This is a genomic window from Corallococcus sp. Z5C101001, from assembly GCF_007352635.1.
In the GTDB taxonomy this organism is placed as follows: Bacteria; Myxococcota; Myxococcia; order Myxococcales; family Myxococcaceae; genus Corallococcus; species Corallococcus silvisoli.
The window spans coordinates 17,828-28,922 of sequence record NZ_VKLU01000022.1; the positions used below are offsets into that span (position 1 = coordinate 17,828).

Below are 11,095 nucleotides of genomic sequence, written 5' to 3' on the forward strand. Positions count from 1 at the left end.
GCGCGGCTACAGGTGCAGCGAGGACACGGGGGCGACGAGCCCGGGCCGGATGGGGAAGTCCTCGGGCAGCTTCTCTCGCTCCTCCAGGCGCTCGAACTCCAGCGAGTCATGCGCGCAGAAGACCGTCACCTGGGCGCCATGGCGCTGCACCAGCTCCCGCAGGCGGCGCAGGTTGTACCAGCGCATCCACCCGTCCTTCTGCATCAGCTTCTGGTAGGCGCGCAGGCCGAGGGTGCACCGGTAGCGGTCCAGGTCCAGCTCCCCGTGGTGGAAGTACGCGTCGCCCGCGTGCAGCATCCACCCGTCTCCGGTGTCGATGGCCACGCCCGCGTGGCCCAGCGTGTGGCCCGTCAGCGGCACCAGCAGGATTTCGGGCGGAAGGCCGGTGAGCTCGCGCACGCAGTCGAAGCCGAACCAGCCCTCCCCCCGGTTCGGGACGTAGGTCTCCCAGCGCGTCTCCTTGGACCATTGCTGAGGGCGGAAGCGCGCCCGGTCCAGCCAGGTCCGCTGCGCGGTGGCCACGCGGTACTCCTCCGCCAGCACGTGCACACGCGCATGGGGGAAGTCGTCCAGGCCGCCCGCGTGGTCGAAGTCCAGGTGGGTGAGGACGATGTCTCGCACGTCGCTGGCCTGGAAGCCCATGCGCTCCAGCTGGCGGATGGCGGTGGCTTCCTCGGCCAGGGCGGGCCGGGACAGCACGTCGCGGAACAGGCCGCTCAAGCGCACGCGGGGCGCGTACACGTCATTGAGACCGAAGCCGGTGTCCACCAGCACCAGACCGCGCGGTGTCTCCAACACCAGACAGTGGCAGGTGAGCGCCGCGGGCCCCGTGAAGCCGCGCCGCCCGTCGACGAGCCGCCGGCCGGGCGGGCACATCGTGGTGCAGTTCAGGTGGTGGATGCGCATGGCGGCTCCTGCTCCTCGTGACCGTGGCGGGCGACCGTCGGCGCAGCGGGGCCGCGGGAAGCCACCATCCGTTCGTTCAGGGCAAAAGTGCGCCGTGCCCCCCGTGGGAGGAATCACCGCGCCCGTGGCGGGCGGGGGCTCGCCCGGCCGGGGGGCGGAAGTCCGGGCTTCAGGGCGACGGGGATTGCCCGGCCGCCTCCTCGCCGTGTGGCGGGGCCGACATCAGCACCAGCGCTTCGCTGGGGGCGACGGAGCGGTGCTCGACGCCGCGCGGGACGATGAGCAGCTCTCCTTCTTCCAGGACGACGGTGCGCTCGCGCAGCTCCACACGCAGGGCGCCCCGGGTGACGAAGAACAGCGCATCCCCCGTGGGGTGCTGGCGCCAGGGCCCCACGCCGGTCAGCCGCACCAGATGCACGGGCTGGCCGTGGAGCATGCCCACGGGTCGGGCGGTGCCGGGGCCGGACAGGCTGGTGGAGGCGTGGGCCAGGTTCACCTTCTCCACGAGGGGTGGGGCGGCCGGGGCCACTGTTGAACCGTTCGGGGCGCGACGGCGCGAGTCCCAGCGAGGGGGACGGCCGCCAGCGAGAGGTGGGGTCCGGAGAATCGTGCTCATGCGGACAGCGACTCCTTCAGGGGCGACGCGGTCCCACCCCTCTCATGGGTTGTCTTGCTTTCTGCCAGAGACAGGCACCGTGTTTCATCCCCCCTGCCTGGGGGCCGGTCCGGTATCCGACGGAAGCCGCCGGTAAGATAGGGTTTGCCTGGGCGTTGTGCCCGCGGTGTCGCGAGAAAATCGAGTCCATCCGCTGCCCGCCGGGCTGCCCGCTCTGTCCGAGCCGTGGGGCGCGCGTGCTCGGCGGCCACCGTCCCCGAGTGCGCCCCGGTCCGACCCCTCCCCCCGGGTGGGGGCCCTCCCGTGCTCCGCCATCCCCAGACATGAGGGGTCCCGGCACCGCCGCGGGGCGCGTCCGGGAGATGACACGGGGGAGCCGTGGCTCAACGCGGGCTCCACCCTCCTGTGACCCAATCCCTTTCATCGAGGCAGCGACGATGCGGCTCGAGCACTTCACGGAGCGCAGCTTCCAGCAGCAGGTGCTGGCTTCGCGGCAGGTCGTCTTGATGTATTTCTGGGCGCGCTGGTGCCCCCCGGAGTACCGGTTGATGGACGCCTGGGTGGAGTGCGTGGCGGCCCGGCACGGGGGCGCCTTGAAGGTGGTGAAGGTGGACGTGGAGGCGGACCTGGTCCTCTCCGACCGCTACATCATCCGCGCGGTGCCCACGCTGCTGGTCTTCAAGGGCGGAGACATGGTGGACCGGGCCGTGGGGGCGATGACCCGGACCGCCATCCGGCGGATGCTGGAGGTGCATCTGCCGGCTCCCGCTGTCACCCTGTTTTGACAAGATGGTCAGTTAAAGCTTGTTTGGAATATATTGCCTGTTGCCGTCTGATGACCGCCTTCCCCTTGGAAAGGTCGCGTCGGCAGCTGTCCTCGCTGTTCTCCTCCGGCGGGACGTTCCGGGGCGACACCAGCGGTGGCTGCGGTCTGGTGGCGGGCAACCGCGGCACCAACTCCGCGAACGCGCCGTGGGGCTGGGACGACCAGAACGACGGACCCATCCTGCGAGGGGAGATCGCCAAGGACCCGGCGAAGCTCGCCGCGTACTACTTCAGTCCGTCGTCCCAGCTCTCGACGACGCACACGTTCAATCCCTTCCAGAACATCGGCGACCCGAACCAACCCTGAAGGCCTGGGATGGGAGGGTAGGATTGGAGCCCTCCATGACACGCGCCCCTTCCTTCACCCTTCGTGAGTACCCCATCTGCGACGACGGCTGTGGGCCCTACGACATCACGACGGGGGCGGACGGGGCCCTCTGGTTCACGCTCGTCCACCACGGCCAGATTGGCCGGCTGACGACGGCGGGGCAGGTCACGCGCTTTGCTGTCGAAGGCGCGGATGGACTGTCGCGGATCATCTCCGGGCCTGACGGCGCGCTGTGGTTCACCGAGTTCAAGAGCCACCGTGTTGGACGCATCACGCTGGATGGGAGCGTGAGCCGCTTCCCCATTCCCGGCGAGGGCGGCCCTTACGGACTCACGGTGGGTCCGGACGGCGCGCTCTGGTTCACGCTGATGCGCAACGACCGCATCGGCAGGCTCACGCCCGACGGAGACGTCCGCGAGTACCGCCTCCCCACCACCGGTGGATATCCGTCCGCCATCGTCACGGGGGCGGATGGGGCCCTCTGGTTCACCCTCAACCAGACGAACGCTCTCGGCAGGATGAGCCTGGACGGCACCGTCCGCCTCTTCCCGCTCCCGACCCCCGGCGCGGCTCCCGTCGGCGCGACCGCGGGGTCGGATGCCATCTGGTTCGTCGAAATCATGGCGGGGCAGTTGGGCCGCATGGCCCTGGATGGAACGGTGACGGAGTTCCCCCTGCCTCATCGCGACGCGAAACCCCACGCCATCGTGGCCGGCAGGGACGGAACGTTCTGGTTCACCGAATGGGGCGGCAACCGCGTGGGCCGCGTCACTGGAGCCGGGGTCATCCAGCTGTATGACCTTCCGACGCCCGCGTCCGAACCGCATGGCCTGACGCTGGGCCCGGATGGCGCGGTGTGGATTGCCTTGGAGAAGGGGCGGGTGGCGCGTCTGGAACCGCTGCTTCCATGAGGTGGACCCAGACGTCGGCTTTCGGCCTGGTGCAACCCACACGCGGGCGTGTTCGCGCCCCTGGTGAGCCGAGCCTTCTCGGACGCGGCGCTGCTGGGGGCGTCGCAGGCGGGCTTCCGGTTGGCGGCCGTGCGGGAGGTGAGCGAGGTGGCGGTGGTGGGCGGCGGGGTGGAGGTGACGCTCGCGTCCACGGCGGTGGCGATGGCGGCCCAGAGTGGGGGTGGAGGGCTACCGTCAGCAGGAGGCCCGGGCAAATGGGTGCAGGTGAACGAGTCGATGTCCGAGCGTGCTCGCGCGTATCAGGCGCAGGTGACGGGAGCGCCGGAGGGCTCCGCGTACCGGCTTCAAGAGGGCGACACGGTGGTGGACTTCGACGGCTTCGACCCGGTGGAGAACGTGCTGCTGGAGGCCAAGGGGCCGGGCTATGAGAAGTTCCTCAAAGCGGACATGACGATGAAGGACTTCTACCGGGGCTTCGGAAGGATGCTGGATCAGGCCCGCCGTCAATCCAGGCTGGCGAACGACACGCGCATCCGTTGGAATGTGGCGGAGAAGCGCTTCGCTGACTTCCTCCGTGAGGCCTTCCAGAACGAAGGACTCAGCATTGAAGTCGTACAGGTCTCGCCAGCTCGCTGAAGGAGTGTCTGTTCGTGATGGAGACGTACTACGCGGGCAGTTACTGGCTGGCTCGACAGGAGTCCATTGAAGCGTGCGCGCAGCGCCTGGAGTCCTTCCTTCGAGGGATGTCACCCCTGGAGCCCACCTGGAGTCGTTGGTACGAAGCGGCTGCCACCTTCCAGAAGGCCCGGAAACAGCAGCTTTCACCCGATGCATCGACGTTGGCGAAGCTCCTCGGCAAGAAGAGCAACCGGTTCGGTGACGATTCCAGCTTCTGGCTTTGGGCTGGTGAGACATCGGAAGAAACCTCGGGGGTCAACGGCCACTGTGGGAGCTCTTCCGCCCGCGTGAGTTCCGTCTGCCTTCTCAATCCCCTCAGCCAGGGCGAGGTAGCGGAGCGGGTCCTGAAGGCTCACGTCCTGACTGGCGTGGTGCGCGCCATGGCGCTCGCATGGGCACCAGAGTTTGGCATCGCCACCTCCCATGAGCACCGGAACCTCATCGTGGCCGAGCAGTTCCCCAAGCTCGGCACCTACGTCGGCTGGGTCATGTACTTCGCCGACTTCCGTGGCCCCGTGCCTCCGCTCCCCGCCCCCGTGCAGGTGGAACACATCCCGGACCGGGGCACGCTCATCACCCTCACACCCGAGAAGTTCACCGTCTCCAACCCAGCCCACGTCGCGCTCGCCGAGGACGTCCAGGCGCGCCTCCAGGACGCGGGCCTGCTCATGCCCCTGCGCCCCTGGGGGACCTGATCACGGCTCCGTCCGTGGGCGCTGGAGCGACGTCCCCTCGCGCCCGCTGGCGTGAGCGTCAGTCCGGATAGAAGAGCGGATCGCGCGTGGCCACGAACGAAGAGATGGCGTGCGCCACCTCCGCCGGCAGCGTGGTGAACTGCACGCCCACGCCAGGCATCAGGTCCGGCGTGCGGTCATTGCCATCGCGAGCCCAGCGCACCACGCCGTTCACCGTCAGGGGCCGGCCTCCCGGAAGCGTGAAGTCCAGCTCCACCGCCGTGCCTCGCGGCACCGCCTCCACCGTGGCGATGAAGATGCCTCCCTCGCTGATGTCCATGGAGAAGCCGGTGAAGAAGTTGGAGTCGCTGCGCGTGTCGATGCTCGTGTGCATCCGCACCCGGCCCGCCTTCCGCGCCTCGCTCTTCGCTGGAGTCGACGCCACCGGCGCCTGCGCGACCGCCCGCTCGGAGCGGGCCGGGGTGTCCGGCGTCGCCTTCGTTCGGGACGCCAGCCCCGGGGGCGGGGCGGCCTTCACGGACTCCGCTTCCGCCTGCCGGCGCGCCTTCGCCTCGGCTTCGGCGCGGGCCTTCGCGGCGGCCTCCGCGCGCTTCAGGTCGGACTCGGCGTCCGTCAGCGCCTTGACCACCCGGGCGGCGTCCTCCTGCTGCACGCGCAGCGCGGACTGGAGGTCCAGCCCGGCCTGCCGCCGCGTGTCCAGGGCGGCCTCACGCGCGTCCATTGCCTTCTCGCGCAGGCGCTCCAGCTCCGGGGACGGTTCGGGGGACTCGGTGTCCTCCAGGCGCATGGCCCACTGGGACAGGCGCGAATCCCCGGCGTGCTCCGGCCGGGACAGCGCCTGCCGGGCGCGGGCCAGCCGTTCGCTCAGCGCGGCCGCGTCGGTGGTGGCGCGGGCCACCTGCTCGGCGAGCTGCGCTTCCAGCCGGGCCATGTCGGCTTCGGCGCGCGCCAGCTCGGCTTCCCGGGAGGAGGTCCGGGGGGTGGGGGGCAGGGCACTCATCGGTCGGGCTCCAGGCGGGCGCCCACTCTAGCGCCGCCCGGCCTCCCCCACGAGCCCCCCACGGGGCACCCCCTCAGTCCGCGCCCTTGATGCAGGCCACCGGCTTGAGGCGGTGGGCCACCCGGGCGAGCCCCGCCAGCTCCACCGTCTCCAACACGTCGTCCAGGTTCTTGTAGCAGGGCCCGGACTCGTCCAGCGGCGTGGTGCGGGTGTTGAGCAGGATGCCCGCCTCCTCCATGCGCCGGTCCGTCTCCTCTTGCTGGAGCTGCCGGCGCGCGGCGGCCCGCGACAGCCGCCGGCCGGAGCCGTGGTTCACCGAGTAGATGGACTTCTCCGCGCCGGGTTCGGCGAAGAGGATGGCGCTGCCCGTCTCCATGGAGCCGGGGATGAGGATGGGGTGGCCGGTGGCCTCCCACGTCGTGCCCTTGAGGGCCGGGTGGCCCGCGGGGAAGGCCCGCGTGGCGCCCTTGCGCGCGACGAACTTCCCGGCCTCGCGCTGGATGAGGTTGTGGGAGATCTCGTAGTAGATGCTCGCGGTGCCGCCGAACACGTCCTCGAGCGCGCCGCACACGGCCTCGCCGATGAGCAGGCGGTTGGCCACGGCGAAGTTGGCCGCCATGTTGTGCAGGTTCCAGTACTGGCGGCCCAGGGTGCTGTCCGCGTCCATCCAGACGAAGTCCTCGCTGCGGCTCTTGAGGCCCAGCGCCGCGGCGCCCTCCACGAAGAAGTGCTTCGCGATGTTCCAGCCGAAGCCCCGGCTGCCCGTGTGGAGCATCACCCAGACGCGGCCCTGCTCATCCACCTGCATCTCGGTGAAGTGGTTGCCGCCGCCCAGGCTGCCCAGCTGCCCGCGCTTGTCGTAGGCGCGGACCGGGATGTCCACGCCGGTGTCCTCCACGGGGATGAAGTCGCGCTCGGTGACGGAGTGGCCCCGGCCCAGGGCCTTGGCGCCGTGGCGCAGGACCTCCTTCACGGTGGGCTCGCTGAGCCTGCGCTGCTTGCGCGCGCGGGTGGCGCCCACGCCCACGGCGATGCGCTCGGTCACTTCGTTGATCCACTGGCGGCGCTTCGCGGGGTCCGCGACGTCCTCCACGGTGAGGGAGGTCTGGAGCTGCACCATGCCGCAGCCGATGTCATAGCCGGCGGCGGTGGGCAGCAGCGTGCCGTCCGTCTCCACGATGGTGCCAATGGGGACGCCGTAGCCCACGTGGCAGTCGGGCGTGACGGCGACGCGGCTGACGCCGGGGAAGGTGGCGGCGTTGACGACCTGGTCGAAGACCGCGTCCTCCAGGCCGGGGGACTCCGGGCCTCCCTCGCCCCAGAGGAGCTTGTCGGAGAGGAACAGGTCCGCGTGCACGCGCATCGTCTTCGTGCGTGGCAGGACGTAGTGGCCCTCGGAGACCTTTTCCAGATGTTGCTTCCAGCTCATGGCGGACGACCCCAGGTGGATGAACCCGCGGCAGGGACGGAGCCCTCCGTCATACCTGACGGTGCCGGGTTCCAGACACCTGGACGGCTGCCTGCCCGGCGGATGCGGGGGGAAATCCGGGCGGGGAGGATGAGGGAACAGTCGGAAGTGCACGGACGGGCATTCAGACAAGCCTGGGACTTGCGGTAGCCGATCTGGATTCCCATTTCTGCTGCGTGCATCAAGGGGGTGGGCGATGGGGCTTCTGACGGGGATGGTGCTGGCGGTGGCGTTGCAGGCGGGGCCGGTGGAGATGACCGCGGCCCCGGTGTTCAATCCTTCGCTGTGCGCGAAGAAGCGCGTGGACCCATGCGGATGCCATCACGTGTACGGCATCCGGCACTGCCACCAGAATCGCAAGAGCAACCACTGCGAGGCGCAGGTCCGCGCGGAGGAGCCGGACGCGGAGCAGGAGACCGCGGAGGCCGTCAATCCACTACAGAGCCTCATTGATCCGAACAAGTCCGTGTCCATGTAGGGCGCGCTGTTCAGGACGGGGCAGGAATCCGGGCGTCCTTCCCAAGGTGGGGGAGGGCGCCTCGGTGCGTGGTGCTGGCCATCCTGGATCGAGCGCCCAGGTGCCGTACTCCCCCGTGTTTCAGGGCCATGCGCGCGTCGAGAGCCCCGCGCCTTGAGCAACAAGGAAATCCACCGCCCAGTCCGCATGCGAAGTCCCCCGTGAGCCCCCGAGGGACCCCTGTGAACGCAATGCCAGACGCCAGGGGGCACCGCCGCGATCCGGGCGGCGGCGTGACACCACCGCTCAATACGCCGCGGACGGATCTTTAGGCAGGGCCTCCGAACGGGTCACCTGCAGGTCGCTGTCCGAACGGATGATGACCCAGCGCGCATGGGGCGACACGCGCAGCGCGACCACGTTCGGCGCCAGGCGGCGCATCTCCGGCCGGTAGGCCGGCGCGGCCAGGGGCGGCTCCGTCTGCGGGGACGCATGCGGAGGGGAGGTGGGGACGGCTGCCGGAGGCGGCGTCGGCAGGGCCTCTGGAGCCCGGTTCAGCAGCGCGATGACCTTCACGGTGGGACGCTCCGGTGGGAGGGCGGGCTTCGTCACCAGCGTGGTCGGCTCCGCCGCGGACGTCAGTGCACCCGGAGGGCTTCGCGGCAGTGCGGGCAAGGCCAGCGGAGCGCCGGGCAGGGCTTTCTGCGGCGCATGCCCCCGCTCGCGCGCGTCGACTGGCGCCGCGACGGAGCTCGAGCCCTGCACGCCCGTGTCGTTGGCCGCGCGTGATGGCTTCGCGGAGGGCTTCGACGCGGTGTGCGCGACCGCGGCGGCGCTCGCCACCGAGCGCGCCAAGGTCTCCGTCGCCGAGCGCGGCGCGCTCACGGCCGCTCCCGTGGGACGGGGCTGGGGCAGGACCGCGTCCCGGCCCGGCCCCGAGCCGAGCCCTGGAGTCCTCGCCGCCGCGCCGCGCGCCCCTTGGAGGTTCACGGGGCGGATGGACGGCGCCACGGGCCGCGCATCCGTCAGCGTCGGCTCCTGCGCGGCGCTGAGCACGAAGGGAGGCGGCGGTGTCGGGGGCACGCTCCGGACCCGCGCGGGCGGCGGTGTCGGCGGCGGCAGCCGGTCGAAGCAGTAGAGCTGTTCATCCTCCAGCGCCGTCGACGGCGCCGCGCCCTGGCCCAGCCGCACCACCTCCAGTTGCAGCACCGGGTCGCGCGGATCCAACTCCAGCGCGGCCTTCAGCGCGCCCCTCGCGCGGGATTCACAACCCAGTGACAACAGCACCTGCGCTGCTTCACGGTACGCGGAGATCGCCTGCGTCCGCTGTCCCGCGCGCCGGCAGGCCTCCGCCAGCCGGACGCGTACATTCGCGTCGCGGGGCAGCAGCTTCGCCAGCTGCGCGTACGTTTCCACGCACTGCGCATACCTGCCCCGCTGGTACAGCGCGTGAGCGGATTCCTTCAACTCCCGCAGCTTCGTCGACTCGCGCTCGCTCATGAGACGGCCCCCGCGTCGGTGCTGTGACCGGGAGCTAGCAGGCGACGTGCCGTGTGCTTCTGATGAGCGCTCGCGTTCAGTGCCTCGCGCCCACCGCACCCCCGGGCCGCAACGCCTGTCCTCCACCCGGCGGACCCCGAGGCTGATCACCGTGTGCCCGTGCACGCTGTCGGGTGAATGACTCCGCAGCGACCCTGTAGAAAAGGGAGTGGCGCTGTAACAACACCAGTACGGCATTCCGCGTTCTCAACGGATGACGCGACACTCCAGGGACGTCGGATGCGCACGCATGCGACGCTGGTCTCACTCCGATTCCACGGAGACACGTGGAGGTAGTACCCATGATTTCACGTTTTGCGGCCTTGTCGGTGGGCGCCTTGTTGCTGGGTGCCATGCCCTCCGGGGCGAAGGAGCCGGCCAGGCGAGCGCCCGCTCAGGCGGCGGAGCCCCCCGCGGACGAGACGCTGACCTTGAAGCGGGGCGCGAAGCAGGTGCTGACGGTGCCGGGGCTGACGCGCGTGGCGCTGGGCGACCCGTCCATCGCGGACGTGAAGACGACGGGGGTGGATGGGGTGGAGGTCTCCGCGCTGGCGGCGGGGAAGACCACCCTCATCATCTGGAGCGGCGGCACGCGCCGCACGTACCGCATCGTGGTGGGCGGCTAGCGTCGCCGCGGGCTCACGGCTCGGAGAGCAGGAACAGCGCGTGGGAGCTGGCGATGGGGCGGGTGCGGTCGTCCTGCCAGGCCTCCACGCGCACGTTGGCCACGCGCCGGCCCTGGCGGGTGATGAAGGCGCGCGCGAAGGTGTCCTGCGCCTTGCCCGAGCGCAGGAAGTCCACGGTGCTGGAGATGACCTTGGGCACGCGGTCGGTGTCCGTCTGGAGCAGCAGCTCGAAGATGGCGGTCGACTCCAGGAGCGCGCCCAGCGCCCCGCCGTGCAGCGCGGGCAGGATGCTGTTGCCGATGAGGTGGGGTGTGTAGCGCATGCGGCAGAGCATCTCTCCGGCGAGGTTCTCCACGCCGATGCCCATGAAGCGCGTGTAGGGGATGGCGTCGGTGAGGCGGTGGTATTCGCGCGACTTGCGCACCACGCGCACCAGCTCCGCCAGGGGAAGGGAGGGCGTGCTCATGGCGTTCAGTCCTCCACCCGCATGAAGGTGCCCTGCGCGGAGGCCACCGGCATCGCCGGGTCCCCCTGGTGCACCAGGGCGCGCACGAAGGCGATGAGGCGGGTGACCTTGTAGCACTCGGCGTGCGCGGTCAGCGCGAGGCCCGGGCGCGCGGGGCGCAGGTAGTCGATTCGCAGGTCCAGCGTGACGATGGCGGCGAAGGTGCCCAGCGCCGCGAGCACCGCCGTGCCGCTCGTCGCGTCGATGAGCGTCGTCACCGCGCCGCCCGCCACCACCCCGGTCTCCGGGTTGCCGACGAGCACGTCCGCGTACGGCATCACCACCGTCGCGTCCGAGGCCCCCACCGCCTCCAGCCGCAGCCCGAGCGCGTGGTTGTGGGGCACCGCCTCGGTGAACAGCACGGAGAGCTGTTCGCGCCGCCCCGCCTGGTCCGCAGGAAGACTGAAGTCCGACATAGGGCTCTCGCGATAGCAGATTCGGACCGCGCCGGGGGAACGCGATGCGCGGGCTCGCTCGCTCGCGCACCCAGGAACAGGCACACCCTTTCGTGCGTTCACGGGCGCCCTGCGCGCCCGCGCGT

Annotated in this window: 14 protein-coding genes; 7 read left to right on the top strand and 7 right to left on the bottom strand. The window is 70.5% G+C overall.

The features are described from left to right. Positions 1–6: 6 nt before the first annotated feature. Positions 7–906, bottom strand: a complete 900-nt coding sequence (locus FOF48_RS34305; RefSeq protein ID WP_143908886.1) for an MBL fold metallo-hydrolase — start codon at positions 904–906, stop codon at positions 7–9. A gap of 169 nt (positions 907–1,075) precedes the next feature. Next, entirely contained in the window at positions 1,076–1,522 is a 447-nt protein-coding gene (locus tag FOF48_RS36795) for a cupin domain-containing protein (RefSeq protein ID WP_201756480.1), read from the bottom strand. Positions 1,523–1,959: 437 nt separating this feature from the next. On the opposite strand from FOF48_RS36795, the gene FOF48_RS36670 reads away from it, so the two are divergent. From FOF48_RS36670 to FOF48_RS34335, 5 genes are all read left to right on the top strand, one after another. After that, positions 1,960–2,307 (top strand): co-chaperone YbbN, encoded by a 348-nt coding sequence (locus FOF48_RS36670; RefSeq protein WP_186002192.1) that lies wholly within the window; start codon positions 1,960–1,962, stop codon positions 2,305–2,307. Between the two features lie 65 nt (positions 2,308–2,372). Next, on the top strand, positions 2,373–2,654 hold the full coding sequence (locus FOF48_RS34320) for a hypothetical protein (protein WP_255442987.1): 282 nt from the start codon (positions 2,373–2,375) through the stop codon (positions 2,652–2,654). A gap of 35 nt (positions 2,655–2,689) precedes the next feature. Further along, positions 2,690–3,586 (top strand): virginiamycin B lyase, encoded by an 897-nt coding sequence (locus FOF48_RS34325; protein WP_143908890.1) that lies wholly within the window; start codon positions 2,690–2,692, stop codon positions 3,584–3,586. Positions 3,587–3,649: 63 nt separating this feature from the next. Continuing rightward, entirely contained in the window at positions 3,650–4,222 is a 573-nt protein-coding gene (locus tag FOF48_RS34330; RefSeq protein WP_255442988.1) for a Tox-REase-5 domain-containing protein, read from the top strand. 17 nt (positions 4,223–4,239) lie between these two features. Then, positions 4,240–4,959, top strand: a complete 720-nt coding sequence (locus tag FOF48_RS34335) for an immunity 52 family protein (RefSeq protein WP_255442998.1) — start codon at positions 4,240–4,242, stop codon at positions 4,957–4,959. Between the two features lie 58 nt (positions 4,960–5,017). Here FOF48_RS34335 and FOF48_RS34340 read toward each other — a convergent pair whose 3' ends face one another. Together FOF48_RS34340 and FOF48_RS34345 are read right to left on the bottom strand one after the other, a co-directional pair. Continuing rightward, positions 5,018–5,959, bottom strand: a complete 942-nt coding sequence (locus tag FOF48_RS34340; protein ID WP_143908896.1) for a TIGR02266 family protein — start codon at positions 5,957–5,959, stop codon at positions 5,018–5,020. Between the two features lie 73 nt (positions 5,960–6,032). Beyond that, complete coding sequence (locus tag FOF48_RS34345; protein ID WP_143908898.1) at positions 6,033–7,388, bottom strand: RtcB family protein; 1,356 nt, start codon at positions 7,386–7,388, stop codon at positions 6,033–6,035. Between the two features lie 235 nt (positions 7,389–7,623). On the opposite strand from FOF48_RS34345, the gene FOF48_RS34350 reads away from it, so the two are divergent. After that, a complete protein-coding gene (locus tag FOF48_RS34350) occupies positions 7,624–7,905 on the top strand; it encodes a hypothetical protein (protein ID WP_143908900.1) in 282 nt (93 codons plus the stop codon). 285 nt (positions 7,906–8,190) lie between these two features. Here FOF48_RS34350 and FOF48_RS34355 read toward each other — a convergent pair whose 3' ends face one another. Further along, complete coding sequence (locus FOF48_RS34355) at positions 8,191–9,384, bottom strand: BTAD domain-containing putative transcriptional regulator (RefSeq protein WP_143908902.1); 1,194 nt, start codon at positions 9,382–9,384, stop codon at positions 8,191–8,193. Between the two features lie 341 nt (positions 9,385–9,725). On the opposite strand from FOF48_RS34355, the gene FOF48_RS34360 reads away from it, so the two are divergent. Further along, entirely contained in the window at positions 9,726–10,049 is a 324-nt protein-coding gene (locus FOF48_RS34360; RefSeq protein WP_143908904.1) for a pilus assembly protein N-terminal domain-containing protein, read from the top strand. A 13-nt stretch (positions 10,050–10,062) separates the two neighbouring features. Here FOF48_RS34360 and FOF48_RS34365 read toward each other — a convergent pair whose 3' ends face one another. After that, positions 10,063–10,515, bottom strand: coding sequence for a PaaI family thioesterase (locus FOF48_RS34365; protein ID WP_186002193.1), 453 nt, complete (start codon positions 10,513–10,515; stop codon positions 10,063–10,065). 5 nt (positions 10,516–10,520) lie between these two features. Next, entirely contained in the window at positions 10,521–10,970 is a 450-nt protein-coding gene (locus FOF48_RS34370; RefSeq protein ID WP_143908905.1) for a PaaI family thioesterase, read from the bottom strand. Between the last annotated feature and the right edge of the window lie 125 nt (positions 10,971–11,095).

Coding starts and splice junctions, on each gene's coding strand:
- FOF48_RS34305 (WP_143908886.1), bottom strand. CDS start 906: ATGCGCATCCACCACCTGAACTGCACCACGATGTGCCCGCCCGGCCGG.
- FOF48_RS36795 (WP_201756480.1), bottom strand. CDS start 1,522: ATGAGCACGATTCTCCGGACCCCACCTCTCGCTGGCGGCCGTCCCCCT.
- FOF48_RS36670 (WP_186002192.1), top strand. CDS start 1,960: ATGCGGCTCGAGCACTTCACGGAGCGCAGCTTCCAGCAGCAGGTGCTG.
- FOF48_RS34325 (WP_143908890.1), top strand. CDS start 2,690: ATGACACGCGCCCCTTCCTTCACCCTTCGTGAGTACCCCATCTGCGAC.
- FOF48_RS34335 (WP_255442998.1), top strand. CDS start 4,240: ATGGAGACGTACTACGCGGGCAGTTACTGGCTGGCTCGACAGGAGTCC.
- FOF48_RS34340 (WP_143908896.1), bottom strand. CDS start 5,959: ATGAGTGCCCTGCCCCCCACCCCCCGGACCTCCTCCCGGGAAGCCGAG.
- FOF48_RS34345 (WP_143908898.1), bottom strand. CDS start 7,388: ATGAGCTGGAAGCAACATCTGGAAAAGGTCTCCGAGGGCCACTACGTC.
- FOF48_RS34350 (WP_143908900.1), top strand. CDS start 7,624: ATGGGGCTTCTGACGGGGATGGTGCTGGCGGTGGCGTTGCAGGCGGGG.
- FOF48_RS34355 (WP_143908902.1), bottom strand. CDS start 9,384: ATGAGCGAGCGCGAGTCGACGAAGCTGCGGGAGTTGAAGGAATCCGCT.
- FOF48_RS34360 (WP_143908904.1), top strand. CDS start 9,726: ATGATTTCACGTTTTGCGGCCTTGTCGGTGGGCGCCTTGTTGCTGGGT.
- FOF48_RS34365 (WP_186002193.1), bottom strand. CDS start 10,515: ATGAGCACGCCCTCCCTTCCCCTGGCGGAGCTGGTGCGCGTGGTGCGC.
- FOF48_RS34370 (WP_143908905.1), bottom strand. CDS start 10,970: ATGTCGGACTTCAGTCTTCCTGCGGACCAGGCGGGGCGGCGCGAACAG.